The organism is Ruegeria sp. YTSA168, assembly GCF_059610045.1.
On sequence record NZ_JBXWMW010000002.1, the window covers coordinates 111,236 to 131,858 of the forward strand.

Consider the following 20,623-nt stretch of genomic DNA (forward strand, 5'->3'; position numbering starts at 1 on the left):
GGTAAAGGCGGGCTGAAGCCCGCCTTGCGATTGCGTATTGGGTAGGCCGGGTCTTAGCCCGGCCCGATCGGTTTAGTTGTCGTAGATGCGCTGGCGCGCCCGTTCCAACTTGGCAAGGATACGGTCAGCGTTGTCGGGTTTGACCATGAATTCCTGGAAGCCTTCCATCGACGCTTTGGCCATTTCCGCAGGCGCGTCACGATCCCAGAACTGAGCAACGCCACCGGGGCTGTTCGACGACAGCATGGTAAAGCCCTGCTGCAGGAACTTGTCGTCATCCACCGTTGATTGCGCGTTCACCGGCAACTGACCCAGGTTTGCGCCATTGTTGATCTCGGTCTGTTCATCCGCCGAAACAACGAAGCGCAGGAACTCGCGCGCGGCTTCCTTGTTCGAGGCATTGGCCGGAATGTGGAACGTGTCGGTCGGCGCGTCCTCAGCCAGTTCGACATCGGGGTTGATGGCAACGAACTGATAGAAGTCCAGTTGATCATCCGTCAAACCTGCCTCGCGCAGCGGTGCTACGGCAAAATTGCCCATCAGGTACGCGGTGGCGTCTCCGTTGACCATGAAGGGCAGGGCTTCTTGCCAGCTATAGGTCTGGTGATTGTCGATGAAGGCACCCATGTCGATCAACTGCTTCCAGTTGGCGAAGGTCTGCTTGACCCGGTCGTCTTCCCAACTGATCTCACCATTGGCGAGTTGGTTGTGGAAGTCATAGCCATTGGTGCGCATGTTCAGGTAGTCGAACCAGCCACCAGCGGTCCAAAGGAACTTCGTGCCGATGGTATAGCAGGCACGGCCGGAATCGACGATCTTCTGACAGTTTGCCAGTTCTTCTTCCCAGGTGGTCGGCTCGCTCAGGCCCAGCTCATCAAAGATGTCTTTGCGGTAGTAAACACCCCACTGGTAGTAAGTATAGGGCACGCCCCATTGTTTGCCGTCGATGGTCATCGCGCCTTTGGTCGAGGCTAGGTTATCCGCAATCTCAGGCTCGGCCCAAAGGTCCGAGACGTCTTCGAACAGGCCTGCTTCGACGTAAGGTTTCATCCGGTTAGCGGCATACCATGTGGCCACGTCCGGTGTGTCCGCCGTCAGGAAGTTTCGGATCTGAGTCTTGTAGGCTTCGCGGTCGATCACGGTGGTTTCAATCTCGAGCCCTGGGTGCTCGGCCGCAAACCGCTCGATCATCGCTTCCATCGTCGCACGCGGCGCCGGGTTCGATGTATCGAGGAAAATCCGCAGCTCGCCGGTGAGCTCGGCCGCAACGGGCGCAGCAAGTGCCACACTGGCCGCCAGAGCAGCCGCAGTGCGCTTGAACATGGAATGCATGGTTTCCTCCCTTAAGCTTCCATTCGGGTTCCATATATTGAAACCTAGTTTTATATATTGAAAACTACACATCGACTCGGCTAGTCTTGTCAAGACCCTCGTGAGGATGGGGAGGGTCAAACGGAGGAGATCAAGCACCCGTGGCAGGTGACGGAACAATAGGCAAAGCATGTGATGTGCTGGATCAGGTGGCGTCGTTCGAACGCCCGGTTCGGTTTGCGGAACTGCTGGATCGCAGCGATTTTCCCAAGGCGACGCTGTATAGGTTTTTGCAAAGCCTGACCAATCAGGGCATGCTGTCCTATGACCCGGATCGGCAGACCTATACGCCCGGTTTACGATTGGTTCGTTTGGCCCATGTGGCCTGGACGCAAAGCTCTCTGGCCCCAATCGCGCGGCCATTTCTGGATGCGCTGAGCCGGGAAACAGGTGAGACAGTGCATCTGGCCCAACTCGATTCCAGCCAGGTCCTGTATGTCGATAAACGAAATGCGGCACAGCCGGTCGAAATGTATTCGCAGGCCGGCAAGGTTGGTCCCGCCTATTGCACAGGCGTCGGCAAGGCGATGATGGCGTTTCTGGGTGAGGACGCGCTGAACAAAGCAGTGTCACAGCAAAGCTATCATCGTTTCACTGACAAGACTTTGACTTCGGAGCAAGCTCTGCGTGCTGATCTCGACCGTATTCGCGCGCGCGGTTTTGCCGTCGATGACGAAGAACATGAGCCCGGAATCATCTGTATCGCCTGCCCGATCCTCACCACCGGTGGGCGTATGCTGGGCGCGATTTCTGTGACTGGCTCAACCGATCGAATGAATTTCGAACAATTGGAAGCCTGGGTTCCCCGGGTTCGGCGCGTCGCCGAACAGATCGGGGCCGAGGCACAGGCGTGGCGGTTCCCCGAGACCCGCCCGAACACTCTGGACGACAGGATGCAAGGGACATGACAGGTGTAACTCTGAACCAGGCGATCAAACGGTATGGCCAGACCCAGGTCATCCACGGGATTGATCTGCAGATCGAAGATGGAGAGTTCTGTGTGTTTGTCGGGCCATCAGGCTGTGGCAAGTCCACGTTGTTGCGGATGATTGCGGGGCTAGAAGAAACGTCTGAAGGTCAAATCCATATCGGCGCACGCGAGGTGACCCATATGGATCCGGCCAAGCGCGGCGTGGCAATGGTGTTTCAGACCTACGCGCTGTACCCGCATATGACGGTGGCTGAGAATATGGGGTTTGGCCTGCGCATGAACGGCGTGGCCAAGGGTGAGATCGACAGGAAAGTACAAGAAGCCTCGAATATTCTGAAGCTGGACCAGTATCTGAAACGCAAACCCAAGGCCCTGTCCGGGGGGCAGCGTCAGCGCGTGGCCATTGGGCGTGCGATCGTGCGCGGCCCCGAGGTGTTTCTGTTTGACGAGCCTTTGTCGAACCTAGACGCCGAGTTGCGGGTTGAGATGCGCGTGGAAATCGCTCGTCTACATCAGGAAATCGGCGCTACGATGATCTATGTAACCCACGATCAAGTCGAAGCGATGACCATGGCCGACAAGATCGTCGTGCTGCGAGACGGACGGATCGAACAGGTGGGCGCCCCGATGGACCTGTACCGCGATCCCGACAACCGCTTTGTGGCTGGGTTCATCGGATCGCCCGCGATGAACTTTCTGGAATGTGACTACGCCGACGGCCATGTTACGCACCCGGCACTTAGCGGACCGTTGCCGGTTTCGGCCGCAGTGCCCGCTGGGCTGTCCAATGTGACTCTGGGCATGCGTCCTGAACATATCCACATCGACCGTTCCGCCGAAACTTGCACTGTCGACCTCACCGAAGCATTGGGAGGTGTGTCCTACTCCTATCTGTTGACACCCAATGGCGACAAACTGATCGTTGAAGAACGCGATGACCAGCGAAGCACCACGGGTGAGCGCATCGGCATCTCGGTCGACCCTGCACGCATGATGGTGTTTGATCCTGAGTCCGGGCTGAGGTTTAGGTAAGTAATTGTGACCTTTCTGCATCGCTGAGGAACAGTTGGGCGGTTTTCTCTTGTGTAGTGACAGCTGAATACCACTTTAAAGTGTGTATTGCTGTTACATAGGAGATTGTATGCACGTTCGTCTTGCTGCTTTGCTTATCATCGTAGCGACACTTATTTTGTCGTTTGGTGGACCTTCCAGATCAGCGCTCAGCGCTTCGGATTTGGCCTCAGTTTGCCAAAGTAACTCGGCAAAACTATCGAACGTCATCAAGGCGTGCACCGAACTTATTGAATCGGAAGACGTTACAGCCGAACAACTGGTCACCTATCTTAGGGAACGCGGTTGGGCGTACTACTGCAACGGACAATATGAACTGGCTATTGCAGACGACAACCATGCGCTTCGCTTGCGCGCTGACGACGCGAAGGTTTTGGTTGCGAGAGCTTACGCACACTCGGCTATGACGAACTTGGACGCGGCGCGAAGTGACTATGCGCAAGCGATGCGCATTGCTCCTGACAGCACGCATGTCCTATTTAATAAGGCCAAGTTCGACCAAAAAAATGGCAATCAGAGTGATGCAATTGAGGGGTACGAACGGATCCTCAAAATTGATCCCGACCACGACAAAGCCGGACAGCGGTTAGCTGGGATCCTCTTCAAGCGCGAAGCGTTTCAGGAGGCGCTTGAGTTTTTGGAAGGGAATCGTGATCGCTGGGCGGATAAGTCATGGCTGCATTCGCAGTTGGGCGCACTCCACATTGTTCACACAAAGGACTTAGAAGCAGCTCTTCGCGCGGCAGACGCCATTCAAACCTTGGATGCCGATACTGAAGATCAGTGGCTGCCTTATGCGCTTATTCATCTGAACATCGGAAGTGATCGCGAAGGTCTCGCGTTCGTCGAAAAATTCGTCCAGTACTTGGTATCCCAGGAAATCGCTGAGATCAGTTTGATTGACCGATTTGAATGGATGTTGTTTGGTTCGGCAGATTTCGAATTGATGCTAAGTTCTGTTGTTCGAGCAAATACTCTTGAACGATTGGGCCGTCGCGACCTCGCACGGCACACTTTTCATGTATACTTTGAAACTGCGGACATTGACGGTGTTATCGAAATGAAGAGACTTTTGAACAATGCTGACGGTGAAGTTAAAGATGTCCCAAGGCAGACCTTAGACGCGTTGATTGACCAATATCTGGAACACAAAGATCTAAGGCTCAAGTGGCTGCCCGCGCCCGAGCTTTGACCACTTATCTATTCTTGGCTGCTCCAACCCGTGGCAAAACGCGCCTTCTTAGATGATTGATTCCCTTTCCAAGGTCATTTAAGGGAGGCCCTGTCAAAACAGAGTCACCCAGGGGCGTTAGCTTACGCCGACCCCTCCCGCGCCGCACTGATGTGGCCTAACTCTTGGATCGCACGCCCCGAAAGGCTTAAAAAAGGTAAAAGAATATGGCAGATAAATCGAACTTCGACATATTGTATACCATTGTAGACGAAGCGCCTGAGCTGGCCAGCGCCTCGTTTCTGCCCATCATTCGCAAGTTCGCATCGGCGGCGGGTGTCAGCGTTGGCACCAAGGATATTTCGTTGGCGGGCCGTATTCTGGCGACCTTCCCGGAAAACCTGACAGACACTCAACGCATCACCGACGATCTGGCCGCTCTGGGTGAGCTGGTAAAAACACCCGATGCGAACGTGATCAAGCTGCCGAACATCTCGGCGTCTGTCCCTCAGTTGGTGGCGGCAATCGAAGAGCTGCAGTCGCAGGGCTATGACATTCCGAACTACCCCGAAGAGCCTTCGACCGACGAAGAAAAAGCGATCCGCGCGCGCTATGACGCAATCAAGGGCTCGGCCGTGAACCCGGTTCTGCGCGAAGGCAACAGCGACCGCCGCGCGGCGCGGGCGGTGAAGAACTATGCTCAGAAGAACCCGCATTCGATGGGGGAATGGGCGTCGGACAGCAAAACCAAAGTATCTTCGATGCCGGGCAATGATTTCTACGCAAATGAGAAATCGGCGACCATCACGGCGGCTCAGGCCGGTGATGCGAAGATCGAATTTGTCGGCAAGGACGGCAGTGTCACCGTTCTGAAAGACGGCTGGCCGCTGGCCGAAGGCACCGTAGCCGACGCAACATTCATGTCGGTCAAAGCCTTGTCCGCCTTCCTCGCCGAGGCCATCGAAGACACTAAGAAAGACGGCACCATGTTCTCGCTGCACATGAAGGCCACGATGATGAAGGTCAGCGACCCGATCATCTTTGGCTATGCGGTCAAGGCGTGGCTGGCCCCGGTGTTTGAGAAATTCGGTGCCGAGCTGAATGAACTGGGCGTGAATCCAAACTCGGGTCTGGGTGATCTGTTGGAGCGTGTTCAGGGCAATGCTGACATCATGGCGGCCATCGACGCGATCAAGGGCGACCGCCCGTCCATGTATATGGTGGACAGCGACAAAGGCATCACCAACCTGCACGTTCCGTCGGACGTGATCATCGATGCCTCGATGCCTGCGGTGATCCGTGCGGGCGGCAAGGGCTGGGACGAGATCGGTGCCAAAGGCGACACCAACTGCGTGATCCCCGACCGCTGCTATGCGCCGGTTTATGATGAATCCATTAAGTTCTTCAAAGCCAACGGCGCGCTGAACCCGGCGACTGCCGGAGCTGTGGCCAATGTTGGTCTGATGGCTCAGAAGGCCGAGGAATATGGCTCACACCCGACCACATTCCAGGCCCCTGCCGATGGCACGATCCGCATCGTTCTGGCCAATGGCGAGGTGCTGCATTCGCATGACGTCGAAACGGGCGATATATGGCGGTCCTGCACAGTCAAGAAAGCCCCCATCGAGAACTGGATCCAACTGGCGATGGACCGTCAGCGCCTGACGGGGTCCGAGGCGATCTTTTGGCTGGATACCAACCGCGCCCATGACGCTGAGTTGATCAAATACGTCAAACCCGTGCTCGAGGCGGCGGGCGTGGCCGACAAGTTCCAGATCATGGCCCCGCGAGAGGCGACCCGTCAGTCGTTGGAAACCATTACTGCGGGCAACGACTCGATTGCCATCACAGGCAACGTGTTGCGTGATTACCTGACTGACCTGTTCCCGATTTTGGAACTGGGCACCTCGGCCAAGATGTTGTCGATCGTCAAGCTGATGAATGGCGGCGGTCTGTTCGAAACAGGTGCTGGCGGCTCGGCCCCGAAACACGTGCAGCAGTTGGTTGAGGAAAACCACCTGCGTTGGGATTCCATGGGTGAATTCTGCGCCTTGGGTGAATCGCTAAACTTCCTGGCCGATAGCAAGGGCAACACCAAGGCGGGCGTGTTGGGCGCGGCCGCCGAAGCTGCAACGCAGGGCATTCTGGACAACAACAAATCGCCCAGCCGCAAAGTCGGACAGCCTGATAACCGCGACAGTCACTACTGGTTCGCCCGCTATTGGGCGGACGCGCTAGCTGCGCAAAGCAACGATGCCGATCTGGCCGCAGAGTTTGCACCGGTTGCCAAAGAACTGGCGGCCAAAGAAGAGCAGATCCTGGCTGAACTGGCAGCGGCCCAAGGTGCTGCAGCTGATCTGGGTGGATACTATCACACCGACCCGGCAAAGGCGGCAGCAGTGATGCGCCCCAGCGTCACGCTGAACGCCATCATTGACTAAACGAACAGGCCCGCGCCACATCGGTGCGGGCCTTTCCAAACCTGCCCTAGAGCAGGCGATTTTTGTATGTCATAGTCTCGACCAACCAGACCCCAATAATGGCGGGGCGTGATTTGGACGCGTGGACGTGATGACGAACGAAACTCAGCAAAAGACCCATACCAGTGGCGCCAAAGTCCTGTTCTTTGGCCGCGAGGATTGTGACGGCACGCAAAAGGCGCTGCAGTTTCTGAACTATGCAGGCTTTGACGTCAGTTATGTTGAATCCAAAGGTCTCGGGCATGGCCTGCCCGACTGGGTACGGGACTGGCGGGGTGAGTATATCTTTTGCTTTCGCAGCTACTTTATTCTGGATCAGGCAATGATCGACGCGGCCTCGGTTGCTGCGATCAACTTCCATCCGGCTCCGCCGGAATACCCGGGCAGTGGGTGTATCAATTTCGCGCTATATGAAGGGGCGGATCAATACGGTGTGACGGCCCATTTGATCAACACCAAAGTCGATAACGGCGCGATCATAAAAGCGCTGCGGTTTCCGATATTGCCAAAGGATGGATTGCGGTCTGTTCTGGCGCGCACGCATCTGTATCTTTATCACCTGTTGCAGGAGGTGATCGGTGGGATCGCAACCGGTGGCGAATCCTTCCTGACAGATCAAATCAAAGCCTCGGGCGACGAAGCCTGGCGCGGTGAGGCACGCAGGATGAAAGAGCTTTCCGCCATGCAGCAATTGCCGTTGGATATCGGCGCTGAGGAGTTCAAGCGCCGCCTGCACTCGATGCATCTGCCGGAATACCCGCTGCATATCGTTTTGCATGGGCGCAAATTTGCACTGCTGGGTGAAGCGGATGAGGCTTAGGGGCAGGCTACATTGGCTGGATCGACATGCATGCGATCCACAAATTCAGCATCCGGGGTAAAGGCGGCAACGCTGTTGTCCTGAAGGAACTGTGCCACCAAATTTGCCACAGCGAAACTGCCGATCTCTTGCAGATGGTGGTCCGGTGTGCCGTACAGTTCTGCTGTCGGACGGTTCAGATCTTCGGATATCGCGACAAGGCCCGGTTTCAGGTTCAGATAGGCAAATCCATTCTGTTCGGCGGCCCCCGCAATCAGGCGACGCACCGCGTCAGAATACCCAACCGGGTCATCCCGGAAGGTGATCGTATCCTTGCCCAGGAATTCCGAGATATCGGGCAGAGAAAACACAATCAACTCTGCGCCTTGATCCGCGACTGACTGCGAAAGGTCCGCAAGGGATTGAAGCAAAAGCGCCTCTTCCATATCGGTCGGGACCGACGGGTACAGGTTCTGATCAAACAACGCGCTTTTGAAACTCAGCACCAGTTTGCCGACGTAGAGCTTTGCAAAGGCGCGTTTCAATCGCTGTGTGGCTGTGGGTTCACGCGAGCTTGGCTTGGGCGCCTGCTGCCATTTCCGAAACCGCACATTATCGACCAGATCGTTGCGATTGAATATGAACAATAGCACCGTTTCGTGCGGTACTTGGCTTTTGAACTCATCATAGGTCAGCGCGTGTTGCAGCGTGCCGTGGCCGCCGGTACCCAGATTGACAAAATGCGTATCTTCCGACCATCCGGACAAAAAGGCAGGGATGGTTTCCGTCTCGTCAGATAAGCTGCCGCGAATGAAAGAATCCCCAAGCACGATCACACGCTCTTGCTCATCACCTGGGTCGAACACACCGCGAAAGCCCTGTTCGTTGATCTTGACGAATGTGGCGATATCGTTGCGGAACTCAAAATAAGACTGATTGGGCGTTTCGCGTGAGTACACCACAGGATGCGGGATCAGACGCTTTGGCCCACCTATGCAGAAATAATTCTCGTCATTGACCAGAGGAACATTTGCCAGATCGCGGCTGATATGCGGTTGAAAGCCCAAGGGGTCAAACAGGCGCAATGCCACCTCAAGCACAGCCAGACTGATCAGCGTACTGAGGCATATGAGGAAGAAGTTTTTGAGCACGAACGGGTTTCCCCAACTGATAAATTTAGTCCAACCGATAAACAGCGTATTCAAGTAGATTTGGTGCAACTGCGCGGTAATACCTGACTTTTATCGCGGCTTGGTTATTTCTGCAAAATCTTTCTGGAAATCAGAAAGTTGATCGTCATCCCCGCCAGTGTTGCAATCGCCAGCGCGATGATCGGATATGCATTCGCGAACTCTGAGACGTAGAGCACGACGAAGAACGTGGTGAAGTTGGTGATCAGGCCCAACTGCATGCCGCCCAGATAGCTTAGAAATTCGATGAAACTGGGTGGGGCTTGGGTTTTAAATGTAAACGTTCGGTTCAGATACCAGGTGAAGGTCACCGATGTCAGGATGGACAGGCAGCGTGACAGAAACGTGCCCGCGCCCAGCGTATCCAAGGCCGTAAACACCCCGGCATCCACGAAAAATGCCAGGGACCCTACAACTGCGAAGGCCAACATATGCCGGTATGTCTCACTTGAAATCACGTGCTGGCTCCGCCTGGAAATTCGTGTGGGCATCCTGCACCGATACGATGTGAAAGGGAAAGGCCGGAATCCTTGCTCCTTCGCGCTGGTTGGTGCCAAACCACAGTGAATTTGCCGCGAAGTGACAGGAGTTTTTCAATTCGATCAATTCTTTGCCGGAAAGCGCCGATGCGACAGGTTTGGGGTGTTATACCCGACAAGCTGCGCTAGGGTCTGTTCCGGAGGGTTGAACAATCCCTTGTGTTTCGTATTTCGGTTTCGACATGATTAGGTCCAGCATGCATGTTTTTCGCAGTTTTCACCTCGCGTTTCTGAGTTTTCTCACGGCGACTATGCCTTTCACAACAGGCGCGGTGGCAGATGAGTCTGACAAAGGGCAGATCGCGTTTCCCGGAGCCGTGGGGTACGGAAAATACGCCAATGGCTGGCGTGGCGGCAGCGTGTATTACGTGACCACTCTGGCCGATTCCGGCCGTGGCAGCCTGCGCGAATGCGTGCAGCATCCGGGTGTCGGGCGAGTCTGTGTGTTTGCCGTGTCTGGCACCATCGTCGTCGATAAACAGCTGCGTGTTTCGCCCAATACCTATATTGCCGGGCAAACTGCACCGGGGCAGGGGATACAGCTGCGCGTGGGGAATGTGCAGTCATCACCGCTGATGGTGTACGATTCACATAACGTGTTGCTGCGCTTTATGAAATTTAGACCAGGCCCCAGCAAGAAACCCTCGCCGAGTGTTGATGGGCTGGGCATTGAAAGCAGCACGGATGTCTATGTCGACCATGTCTCGGTCGCATTTGGCGTGGATGAAAACCTTGGGATCGGCAGTGAACGCTATGCCAGCCATGACATCACCATCGCCAATACGATCCTAGCCTATGGTCTGGACAAATCGAGCCATACAGAGCGGCGGCATTCCAAAGGCGCTCTGATTTGTTCCAAGGATGGGGCGGTCTCAGACTGTGGGCGGATCACCCTTACGGGGAACCTGTTTGCCCATAACCGCGACCGCAACCCCGATGTATCTTCCACCGCTCTGGGCCCCGTCGATATCGTGAACAACGTGTTTTATGACGCCTCGTCGCAATTTGGTGAATTTCGGAACCTCTATGGCGATACATGGATCAACTATGTCGGCAACGTAATTCTGCCCGGGCCGAGTACAAGAAACCGCCCGCGCCCTGCTGCGATTGAAGTGTTTCCGGTCGAGCCTAATAATAAGCTTGAGGTTTTTGCTGACGATAACCTCTATCTGGACAATCGGTTGGACCTGCTTTGCGACAGGTCGAAACAGGGGCGTGTGGTGGATGTTGCGGCCCGAGCCAGTGTTGTCTCTCGTCCCGCCTTTCCTTTGTCGCTCACGCCGGAACCTGTCTCGGGCGTATTGGAGCATGTGCTGAACAACGTTGGTGCGCGCTCAGGGCCGGATCAAGAGTTGGACAGCCTGGACCGATTGATCATCGAAAATGTCCGGGGCTGTGACGGGCACAGGATCGACCACCCAGATGAGGCCGGAGGTTGGCCTGATCTACCCGAGATATCCGCTCTGAATGACCGCGATCTGGACGGGTTGCCGGACGCATGGGAAGAGGCCCGTGAAGGTCTGGACCCAGATGACCGCAGCGACGGCTGGAAAGACCGCGATGGCGATGGCTGGTCAAATCTTGAGGAATATCTGAGTGTTCTGGCAGGTGATCTGCTGCCATGAAGCACTTCCAGTTCATATTGAATCACCAATACCCTGCCGCGCTGCGCGCTCTCGGGACATTGGTGATAGCGTGACCACTCAATGAAAATGGAAGTGCTCTAGGCCATCCATTCCTGCTGCCAGAAATGGTACATCAGCACCACCCACAAATGTGGACCCCAGTTGCGGCGGCCTGACAGATGCTCGGACCAGCGTTTGTTCAGCTGCGCCCGGTCGACTGCATCCAAAGTACCGCTGTTTGAGGCAAAGACATCATTGGCAACGGATTTCAGCGGCCCCCGCAACCAATCATTAAGCGGGATGCCAAAGCCTTGTTTTGGCCGGTCATACAACGCTTTCGGCACACGTTTGTCCAACAGGCGGCGAAGGGCGACTTTACCTGATTTACCATCATAGCGCAGGGTATCTGGCGCGCGCCAAGCGGCCTCGACCACGCGGTAGTCCAACAGTGGTGCGCGGATCTCAAGCCCGACTGACATCGAGGCACGGTCGGCTTTGACCAGAATGCTTTCGGGCAGATAGAGCTCGGAATCGAGCAGCATCATCGTATCAACGGGGCCGAGTCCATGCGGCAACGAATGTGATCGGAACAGGCCCTGATCGGATGCAGATGGAGGGGTCCACAAGGTAAACAGCGCATCATACCGGCTGCGGAAATCCGGGTGGCGGGCAATCGCGGCTACTTTCGACAACCGATCGGGCGTGATCTGATCCCGCATCGAGGCCGGAGCCAACGGTTTTAGAAGTGTTGCGGCTGCCTGCGTCACAGCCGCAGGTGAGGCCGCCAGAACCGAGGCCGCTGGACCGGGCAGTTTCGCACTGATCCGCTCCATTGCCATCATGCGGGCATAGCGTTCATAACCGCCGAAGGACTCGTCTCCACCATCACCTGACATCACCACCTTCAGCTTTTCGCTGGCCAGTTGCGATACCAGTAGCGTCGGAAAGGCCGAGGGATCGGCGAAGGGCTCATCATAGACCTGTGGCAGCGTCTGCAATAGATCAAACGCCATCTCGGGCGTCGCGGTGACCTCATGATGGTCAGTGCCCAGATGTTTGGCAATCGCGGCAGCGTGATCAGCCTCGTTTGTCGCGTCATGGTCGAAACGAACGGTGAAGCTGGTGACTTTGCGCTCGGATTGCTGCTGCATCATCGCTGTGATAAGGCTGGAATCGATGCCGCCGGACAAGAACGTGCCGACGGTCACATCGGCGACCATACGCTCACCTACTGCCGACATCAGCGCTTCTTCGATGCCTTCTAGTGCTTGGGCCTCATCTGCGTAACGATCAGCCCGAGAGGTTTCGACCCGATCCCGCAGATCCCAGAACCTGTGCAGACCAGTAACCAAATCCTCAGCAGAGGATGGGGGTGCATCCAGCTGAACCTCAACCATCGTGCCCGCCGGCAGTTTCATCACATCGCGGTAGATCGTCAGAGGGGCCGGGATAAAGGCATAGCGCGCATATTGCTCCTGCGCGCGGCGGTCGACCTCGGGCACGCCAAAAGCCGCATGGGCGCGTAGCGCTTTGAGTTCCGAGCCGAACAGCAGATTGCCACCCTTGACGCCCAGATAAAGTGGCTTTTTACCCAGCCGATCCCGTGCAAAGATAACCCGGTTCTGTTGTCGGTCAAACACGGCAAAGGCGAACATGCCATGGGCCAGTTCCAGAGTTTTGCGCACGCCCCATTGGTCCATTGAGGCCAGCAAAACTTCGGTGTCCGAGGTGCCCCGGAACGTTACGCCCAGATCGATCAACTTCTGGCGCAGGTTGAGGAAGCCATAGATTTCCCCATTGTAAACAATGCAGTAGCGACCGCTGGGCGAGCTCATGGGTTGCGCGCCGGTCTCAGAAAGGTCGACAATGGCCAGACGGCGATGCCCCAAGGCCACGCCTGTTTCGGGGTCTACGAACATGCCATCCGCATCGGGGCCGCGATGCGCGATGCTGTCACACATCTGTTTCAATGCGGCGGTGCCTGCGTCACGACCGATTGGGTTGAATGCAAGATATCCGGCGATGCCGCACATGGCCCTGTCTTCCTATCCGGTATGCGGGGCGGTCGACGTCCCGGCCTTTGGTGCATTGCCGAACAAAACCGCGTCGTATGACGCTGCAATCGCGGCAAGTGAGTACTGCGAGGCGATGCGCTGCCGGGCTGCCGCGCTGCGTTGCGCGTAGGTTTCGGCGCTCCAGTTCGCGGCATCTGTCAGGGCCTGACCTAGTGCCTTGGCATTACGGGCAGGTACGACATAGCCAATATCACCTGCGATCTTTGCCGCGTCTCCGACGTCAGTAGTTACAACAGGGCGGCCAAAGCTCATTGCTTCGGCTATGACATTTGGGAAACCTTCGGTGCGCGAGGACAGAACGAGAAGATCAATGCTGTTATAAAACGTGGTCATGTCGTGCAGATCACCGCAAAGCGTCACGCTGTCTTCGGGAACGCCGGCCTGGGCCATCAGTGCGCGAAGGGCTTCGTTCTCGGCTGTCACACCATCCCCGGCCAACCGGGCGGTCAGATCTGGGATCGTTTGGCGCGCGATGTCAAAAGCGCGGAAAAACGTCTCAAAATCCTTTTGCGGATGAAACCGTGCGGCCAGACCAATCACGCGCGCAGGGCCAGGTCTGGGGGTTGGTGCGTCGGGCAAAAGAAAACCGTTCGGCACGACCGAAGCATTGTTTTGTGCAAATCCGTATTTGCCGTGTTGCTCCAACGCTCGGGTCGAGTTGTAGATGATCCCATCGCAATACCGCGACAGTTTTTGTGAAAGGCGCACGGCGATCCGGGTGCTGCGGGTAAAGGCGGCGGGGTCATCCAAAGCCTGCCGAACGGTCCAGATCACTGGCGCATGTCGCAGTGACAAAACCTGCGCGATCAGGCCAACAACCATGGCGTGATACATCCAGCACAGTACCACATCGGGTTTATGGGTCCGGATCAACCGCGCGATCTGCCAGATGGCACGGGGAAAAGACAAAGGCGACCGGGCCCGCAGCGAGATGTATTCGACCTTCTCATTTCCCGCCATTGCGCGGCAACGGTCGGACACTTCAGTCAGCGCCACCACAACCGCGCGTTCGCCGGAATGCGCCAGCAGCCGCGCCAGCATCGCTTGCGCGCCGCCCTGGGTTGAGAAATCTGTGACCACGTGCAGGATCATTTATCCCGCCTTTTGCCCTGCCAGGGCTTGATTGCCTACGTCAACGATGACCTGTGCAAGACGCGCGATGTCTTCTTGCGACCAGCCGGGATCAACAAGAAACGCCAGGCTGGTCTCGCCCAACTCACGCGCCACCGGCAGGCGTTCAGCGGGGCCAAGCCCATGTTTGCGGAACGTATCTTCAAGGTAGATTTCAGAGCAACTGCCTGAGAAGGCGGGGAATCCGGCCTGCGTGATCTCGGCAATAATGCGGTCGCGCGACCAGCCCGAGGCCAGGGCCTGCGGGCGCACGAAGGCGTAGAACCGGTAATAGGCATGTGTCATGCTGTCGGGTGGGATTGGCACGATGAAGGCGGGGCAGGTTGCCAGCGCTTCGCCCAATATTCGGGCGTTGGCCGTGCGATGCGCGCGCCAATCGTTCAGACGTTGCAGTTGAACACGGCCCAAAGCCGCCGATGGGCCAGTCATGCGCAGGTTGGTGCCGGGCCCGGAATCATGCAGCCAGCGGAACCCTGGGGGATGATCGGTGTTGAACACCGTGTCATAGCCCTTGCCATGGTCCTTGTAGCTCCAGACTCGCGACCAAAGCTCATCGTCATTGGTTGTCAGCAATCCACCTTCACCGCCCGTGGTCATGATCTTGTCTTGGCAGAACGAGAACGACCCGAATGTGCCGATAGTGCCCATGTGGCGGTCACCGATCATCGCGCCATGGGCTTGCGCGCAATCCTCGATCACCCAAAGATCATGCGCTTTTGCCAGATCCATGATCGCATCCATATCACAGGGCCAGCCGCCCAGATGCACCGGAATGATCCCGCGTGTGCGCGACGTGATCAGCGGCGCGATGGTTTCGGCGGTGATGTTCTGGGTGACCGGATCGACATCCGCGAAAACCGGTACTCCACCCTCCAGCATCACGGAACTGGCCGAGGCAATAAAACTGCGGGGCGTGACGATCACTTCGTCGCCGGGCTCGAGGTCCAGCACATGCAGTGCCGCATCCAGTGTCACCGTGCCGTTGGCCATGGCGATGGCATGGGCAGAACCCGTATAGGCGCGGTATTCATCTTCGAACGCACGTACATCCGGTCCGGTCCAGGCGTTGACTTTGCCCGACGCCAGAACCCGGCTAACCGCATCAATCTGTTCCTGATCGTATATGGGCCAAGATGCCATTTCGAACTCTCCTGTCAGACTACGGTTCGGACCAGAACAAACCCTTCGGCCGCATGCCGATGAACGGTTGCACCGCGTAGGGTCGCCAACGCGCGCAGACTGTCGACCGACCGTTCGTGCGGGGCTTGTTTGGCCTGGCTTTCAAACATCGCAAAAGCCGTAAGCTTGCGTTCCAGCGTGTCCGAGATATCTACAAATACATTGGGCACGAAAGGCGGGGTTAGATACGGCGCGTTCCAGTTGGTTTCCGACAACGTCTCGTAGGCTGCAATGGTCGCCGGGTATTTGTCCTGATGCGGACGGCTCGCCACGAGGCTGGACAGAAATGTCAGTTGGTGATCCATGTGAATATCGCCCGGATGCGGCGCAAGGATCAGGTCGGCCCCCAGATCACGCACCAGTTTGCCCAAAGCGCCATTCAGATCGGAATGCGGCTGTTCCGATAGCTCAGCCGCGGTGAAATCTAACCAGTGCGTCTGCGTCACGCCCAGATAGTCATGGGACTTACGCGCCTCAGCGCGGGTGACCTCGGTGTCCTCATCCCGGAATTTCGGTGGCTTTGCACGTGTCACCACAACCACATGTACCTCGCGGCCCGCATCGGCAAGCCGGGCGATTGTACCACCCGCGCCCAGCACCTCATCATCGGGGTGAGGGGCGATGACCAAGGCAGGTCCGGCCCCGGCGCTTATGAGATCGGTGGTTATCATGACGTTTTTCCCAATTTCGAATGTATGGCCGGGGGAATATCCGCCCCGGACCATTCCAGAATATCAAGGCTGCGCCCATCCCCGCAGGCGACGGTGAAGTTTTGGCCATCAATGTCCTGCACCTGACCGGGGAGGCCGATATAGTAACCGTCAGGTTCCGAGAATTTGGCCTTTGTGATTACAATCTGCCGACCATCCGAGCCCTGCGTGAATGCCCCTGGATAGGGCGGACCAGAGGCGCGGATCAGGCATTCGATCTCTTCGGCCGAACGCGTCCAGTCAATGAGGCCGTCTTCGGGCCGACGACGCGCGCAAATGCTCATCCCTGCGTTGGGCTGAGGTTCGCGCGGTATGTCTCCCACGGCAATCTGCTCAAGCAACGGGGGCAGCAGGCCCGAGATGGCGCGCAAAGAGCGATCATAGAGCTCGCGCGCAGTGACGGTGTTTGGATCAACGGCATAGCGCGCCTGAGCCGCAATGGGCCCATCATCGGCACCTTCGCCAAGCCAGAACAGAGACGATCCGACGTTTCGTTCCCTCAGCAACACGGTCCAGGGTATAACCCCACGCCCGCGCAGCTTCGGCAGGGCCGAGGGATGAAAGCCGATGCACCCCAGCTTGGGGATCGCGCGAAAGGCTGGGCCGCAGATTTGCGACCAGCCGATAACCATGATCAGGTCGGGCTTTAGGGCCTCAATCCGTGCGATGGTTTCGGGGGCATTGGTCTTCTCAATATGTTCAACGGGGACGCCGTAGCGATTGGCCACAACGCTTAGATCAACAAAATCGGAATGCCGATGTGACAGATGGGGCGGCAATGTCATAACCAGGTCGGGGGCATGCCCCGCAGCACATATCGACACCAATGCAGCGTGTGAGGTTTCGACAGCCCCGACAAATACAGTTTTCATGCGGGTGACCCCTGGAACGAAGATTTTTGTGGCGGATGTTGCTGCAACCAATCCGCGGCAGCCTTAATCCGGTCTGTGCGACGGTTCTCGCCGCGCAGCGCAACGCCAACGGTTTCTGACATGATCTGCAGATCCAACGCTAAAGACCGATGTGCCACATACCACAGATCAAGGCTGAGTTTTTCGGAGTTGCTAAGATTTGTGTTGCCACTCACCTGCGCCCAACCGGTCAGGCCGGGCCGAACCGAACAGCGATACTGCCCCTCGGGCCCAAAGCTTTCGATGGTTTCGGGCAGCAGGGGGCGCGGACCCACCAGCGCCATGTGACCGCGCAGAATCAGCAGCAATTGCGGGATTTCATCCAGACGTAAGCGGCGGATCAGGGCTGTGGCACGGGTTTGTCTTTGATCATCGGGCAGAAGCGCGCCATCCGGGCCGCGTTCTTCGGACATCGAGCGGAGTTTGAACAGATGGAACTCGCGTCCGCCCAGACCACAGCGGCGCTGGGAAAACATCAATGGCAACCCGACAGAGGTTGCGACAATCAGACATGCAATCAGGAAGAAGGGCAGAGAAACAAGACCCAACAGGAGGCAGAGCAGAATTTCGGGTACTCTATTCACAGTTCAATCCAACTCAGAACACACGCGGCGCACCGCAACACTTGAAATCAACAAACAAATCACCCGCCAGCGGCAATAAGTAGATCAGCCGGGCAGCGACTGCCTCAATCTGTTCGAATTGGATGTGTTTTGCAAGAAGTCTGCGGCGCTTTGATCGAATCAAGCCGGTTGCGTAGAAAGTCGGGAATTTGGTGCCGGCATCACAGCGAATTCCGTGAACGGTTTGGTGGGTCGCAGAGCATTGTTTCGGATTTGCGGCAGCGCGCGGGATTCCCGTAACGACGGGCCGTTTCCCTTGTCACGTTGTACAGGAGTGCTTAGCTTGAGATTGTGGGCTTGTGCATGTCTGATCCGGGCCCAATCATTTTTTGACGTACCGCTAAAAAAGCTTGCGTTTCTTGTGTATCGAAGATCACAGAACCACCAGTTGGTTTGTAGTACAGATCGTAGAGTTAGTGAGTTGGGAGACAGAGGTTTGAAAGCCTGTTTCAAAGTAATTTTGGTGATGTTCACTCTGGCGGCGAGCACCGTCTGGGCCGAGGGATATCGCCTGCTGCCGCAGGATCGGCTGTCTCTGAAGGCGATGCGCTGGGATGCGGAGTCCACAACTTACATAAGCTGGACCGGTGTGACCGGCGAATACACCATCACCGGTGATGGTGATTTGATGATTCCACTTGTCGGCCAGGTCGAAGCCGAGGGGCACACCCCGGCAGAGCTGGCAGCGGCGCTGGAGTTGAAATTCCGCCGTCAAATCGGCATGGTTGAACCGCCGCGCATCGCGCTGGAGGTGATTGGCCATCTGCCGGTCTATGTACTGGGCGACGTGAATTCCCCAGGCGCATACGATTTCCACGTGGGTATGACTGCGCAACAGATTCTGGCGCTGGCCGGCGGGCCAATCCGCCCGCCGATTCAACTGGCAACGGGCAATGATATCCAGGTGTTGCGGATGGGTGGTGAGATTCGCCTGCTGGCGACGCAGATTGATGAGCTGGAACAACAGCGCCAGCGACTGATTGCGGATCTGTCCGTTCTGGAAGGCGATGACGAAGGCGCTGATCTGACAAACGCGCCCGAAGGGCTGGAAGGCGAAATCCTACAGGCCACATTGGCCGCGCGCGAAGGGCAGGGCGAACGGATCAGGGATCTGCAGGCGCTGCTGAAAGAACAGATCGAAAGCCTGACACAACAGCTTGAGTTGCGCGACACGCAGATCGCTAACGTATCGAAAGAACTGGAGAATCTGAATTCTCTGAGGGAAAAGGGCCTGACCGCGTCGAACCGTGTTACCGCGATGACCAATGCGCTGAACGATCTGGAGTCAAAGCGCCTTGATCAGGAGGTCGCCTTACTGGTCGCGCGTCAGGACCTCAACCGTGCGCAGCGAGATGAGTTGCAACTTGATGACACGGCGCGTTCGGATGCTTTGGTGAAATTGAATGAGGTTGAAAGCCAACTGGCATCGCTGAAGACCCGACTGCAAACCGCGTCGACCCTGCATGGTGAACTGGCCGCCGCCGGTTATCTGAGCGAGGATGACATTGCCAGCGAGACAACGATCGAGTTCATCGTCACTCGCGGCGGAAATGTTCAAACGCAGCGTGTAAAGGGAACCGATCCGGTGCAACCGGGTGATACGATCGAGGTCGTCAGGAAAACGGTTATTACGTCGAATTGAGTGTTAAATGTATTCGGGCTCAGGCCCTTGGGAAGTTTAGTTAACGAGTTTCATGATGACATTGCCCGCTGACAGACCCGTCGATTTTCTGATCATAGGTGCTGCAAAATGTGCGACTACGTGGTTGCAGCATTCGCTGACACAAACCCCGGCCATCTATATGCCCGGGCCCGAGCTACACTTCTTTTCTCGTGAATACGACAAAGGTTTGGGTTGGTATCGGGATCAGTTCGACGGATGTGAACAGGCTGCGCTAATCGGTGAGAAGTCGAATTCTTATCTGACAGTACCTGAGGCCGCGCAGCGCATTCGGGATTTTGCGCCAGATGCGCGTTTGATCCTGCAAATGCGTGATCCGGTTCAGCGCGCCTATTCGGATTACTGCATGCTGTTCCGCCGTGGAGAGGTTTCGGACCGGATCGAAGACTACCTAAATCCGGCGCGTGCGGCGGACAAACGGTTCCTGTCTGATGGGCGCTATGCACATCATGTGGCGCGGTTCTATGATCTGTTCCCGGCCGAGCAAATCCTGTTGCTGGCCTATGAGGATATTCGTCGCAATCCATCCGGGAACCTGGAAAAGGTACGCGCGCATCTCAACCTGCCCGGTAAACTGGAAGCGCCGGTGAAGAAAAAGGTCAAGGACAAGAACGCTGCGATGGTGCCTTTGCCGCTGCGCAAAATCCTGGGACCGGTTCGTTCTGTCATTGATCCTGTTCGGCATACGTGGCCGGTTCGGTCCTTGCGCAATGCTGTCGCCCGTCAGGTTCAGTATCCGCCACTGTCAGACGATCTGTCGCGGCGCCTGGCCGAGTTCTACGCCGAAGACATGGCCCGCATCGCCGAAATCGATCCCGGCATCACCGACGCCTGGAGCAGTGCCAAACCGCTTGAAATGGCTCGAATCAATTGAGTTTTGTTGTGTGTCATAAGTCACATTGCGTTTCCGGTCTGGAAACAAAGGCGCCAAATCGCGTAGCGCGTCTCGTTCGATCAGATGTTTACAAAAAGTTCTCAAACAGACCGAATGCTGTGCGAACATTGGCAAATAAGACATTTCTTTGGTCGAACGATGCCGGAAAGGTGAAAAAAGCGTTTTGCTCCGGTGTTGGCTATGCTAGATTTTAATCATATTGAAACCTTAGCGGTCACGTTGGCTGCTAAACATTGTAGTT

At 56.6% G+C, this 20,623-nt stretch carries 17 protein-coding genes; 8 read left to right on the forward strand and 9 right to left on the reverse strand.

What is annotated here, in order from left to right; all coding sequences use genetic code 11:
* Nucleotides 1-72: 72 nt before the first annotated feature.
* The gene (locus tag AC2FFE_RS04315) at nt 73-1,332 is read right to left on the reverse strand and encodes an ABC transporter substrate-binding protein (protein ID WP_496818191.1); all 1,260 of its coding nucleotides are present in this window, start codon (nt 1,330-1,332) and stop codon (nt 73-75) included.
* Nucleotides 1,333-1,472: 140 nt separating this feature from the next.
* Here AC2FFE_RS04315 and AC2FFE_RS04320 point away from each other — a divergent pair, with 140 nt between their 5' ends.
* From AC2FFE_RS04320 to AC2FFE_RS04340, 5 genes are all read left to right on the forward strand, one after another.
* Nucleotides 1,473-2,279 carry an IclR family transcriptional regulator gene (locus AC2FFE_RS04320; protein WP_496845981.1) on the forward strand — a complete coding sequence of 269 codons (807 nt, stop codon included), beginning with the start codon at nt 1,473-1,475 and terminating at the stop codon, nt 2,277-2,279.
* On the forward strand, nt 2,276-3,334 hold the full coding sequence (locus AC2FFE_RS04325; protein ID WP_496818189.1) for an ABC transporter ATP-binding protein: 1,059 nt from the start codon (nt 2,276-2,278) through the stop codon (nt 3,332-3,334). The genes AC2FFE_RS04320 and AC2FFE_RS04325 overlap by 4 nt, the downstream gene beginning before the upstream one ends.
* A gap of 109 nt (nt 3,335-3,443) precedes the next feature.
* On the forward strand, nt 3,444-4,565 hold the full coding sequence (locus AC2FFE_RS04330) for a tetratricopeptide repeat protein (protein ID WP_496845982.1): 1,122 nt from the start codon (nt 3,444-3,446) through the stop codon (nt 4,563-4,565).
* Nucleotides 4,566-4,771: 206 nt separating this feature from the next.
* The gene (locus AC2FFE_RS04335; protein WP_496818186.1) at nt 4,772-6,985 is read left to right on the forward strand and encodes an NADP-dependent isocitrate dehydrogenase; all 2,214 of its coding nucleotides are present in this window, start codon (nt 4,772-4,774) and stop codon (nt 6,983-6,985) included.
* 130 nt (nt 6,986-7,115) lie between these two features.
* Nucleotides 7,116-7,844: a formyltransferase family protein gene (locus AC2FFE_RS04340; RefSeq protein WP_496818185.1), complete on the forward strand. Its 729-nt coding sequence runs from the start codon at nt 7,116-7,118 to the stop codon at nt 7,842-7,844.
* On the opposite strand, the gene AC2FFE_RS04345 is transcribed toward AC2FFE_RS04340, so the two are convergent.
* Together AC2FFE_RS04345 and AC2FFE_RS04350 are read right to left on the reverse strand one after the other, a co-directional pair.
* The gene (locus tag AC2FFE_RS04345; protein WP_496845984.1) at nt 7,841-8,974 is read right to left on the reverse strand and encodes a hypothetical protein; all 1,134 of its coding nucleotides are present in this window, start codon (nt 8,972-8,974) and stop codon (nt 7,841-7,843) included. The genes AC2FFE_RS04340 and AC2FFE_RS04345 overlap by 4 nt on opposite strands.
* Before the next feature lie 104 nt (nt 8,975-9,078).
* The gene (locus AC2FFE_RS04350; protein ID WP_496845986.1) at nt 9,079-9,471 is read right to left on the reverse strand and encodes a GtrA family protein; all 393 of its coding nucleotides are present in this window, start codon (nt 9,469-9,471) and stop codon (nt 9,079-9,081) included.
* A gap of 332 nt (nt 9,472-9,803) precedes the next feature.
* Here AC2FFE_RS04350 and AC2FFE_RS04355 point away from each other — a divergent pair, with 332 nt between their 5' ends.
* A complete protein-coding gene (locus AC2FFE_RS04355) occupies nt 9,804-11,177 on the forward strand; it encodes a pectate lyase family protein (protein ID WP_496845987.1) in 1,374 nt (457 codons plus the stop codon).
* 98 nt (nt 11,178-11,275) lie between these two features.
* Here AC2FFE_RS04355 and asnB read toward each other — a convergent pair whose 3' ends face one another.
* The 6 genes from asnB to AC2FFE_RS04385 are packed head-to-tail and all read right to left on the reverse strand — an operon-like array spanning nt 11,276 to nt 17,767.
* Nucleotides 11,276-13,210, reverse strand: coding sequence for an asparagine synthase (glutamine-hydrolyzing) (gene asnB / locus AC2FFE_RS04360; protein ID WP_496845988.1), 1,935 nt, complete (start codon nt 13,208-13,210; stop codon nt 11,276-11,278).
* A 12-nt stretch (nt 13,211-13,222) separates the two neighbouring features.
* Nucleotides 13,223-14,344 (reverse strand): glycosyltransferase, encoded by a 1,122-nt coding sequence (locus tag AC2FFE_RS04365; protein WP_496818179.1) that lies wholly within the window; start codon nt 14,342-14,344, stop codon nt 13,223-13,225.
* Nucleotides 14,345-15,523: a DegT/DnrJ/EryC1/StrS family aminotransferase gene (locus AC2FFE_RS04370; protein WP_496818178.1), complete on the reverse strand. Its 1,179-nt coding sequence runs from the start codon at nt 15,521-15,523 to the stop codon at nt 14,345-14,347. It abuts the gene before it with no gap.
* A 14-nt stretch (nt 15,524-15,537) separates the two neighbouring features.
* A complete protein-coding gene (locus AC2FFE_RS04375; RefSeq protein WP_496818177.1) occupies nt 15,538-16,233 on the reverse strand; it encodes a PIG-L deacetylase family protein in 696 nt (231 codons plus the stop codon).
* Nucleotides 16,230-17,144 carry a methionyl-tRNA formyltransferase gene (locus AC2FFE_RS04380; protein WP_496845989.1) on the reverse strand — a complete coding sequence of 305 codons (915 nt, stop codon included), beginning with the start codon at nt 17,142-17,144 and terminating at the stop codon, nt 16,230-16,232. The genes AC2FFE_RS04375 and AC2FFE_RS04380 overlap by 4 nt, the downstream gene beginning before the upstream one ends.
* Complete coding sequence (locus tag AC2FFE_RS04385; protein ID WP_496845990.1) at nt 17,141-17,767, reverse strand: sugar transferase; 627 nt, start codon at nt 17,765-17,767, stop codon at nt 17,141-17,143. The genes AC2FFE_RS04380 and AC2FFE_RS04385 overlap by 4 nt, the downstream gene beginning before the upstream one ends.
* A 505-nt stretch (nt 17,768-18,272) precedes the next feature.
* Here AC2FFE_RS04385 and AC2FFE_RS04390 point away from each other — a divergent pair.
* Entirely contained in the window at nt 18,273-19,448 is a 1,176-nt protein-coding gene (locus AC2FFE_RS04390; RefSeq protein WP_496846226.1) for a polysaccharide biosynthesis/export family protein, read from the forward strand.
* A gap of 55 nt (nt 19,449-19,503) precedes the next feature.
* Nucleotides 19,504-20,361, forward strand: coding sequence for a sulfotransferase family protein (locus AC2FFE_RS04395; protein ID WP_496845992.1), 858 nt, complete (start codon nt 19,504-19,506; stop codon nt 20,359-20,361).
* Nucleotides 20,362-20,623: the final 262 nt, after the last annotated feature.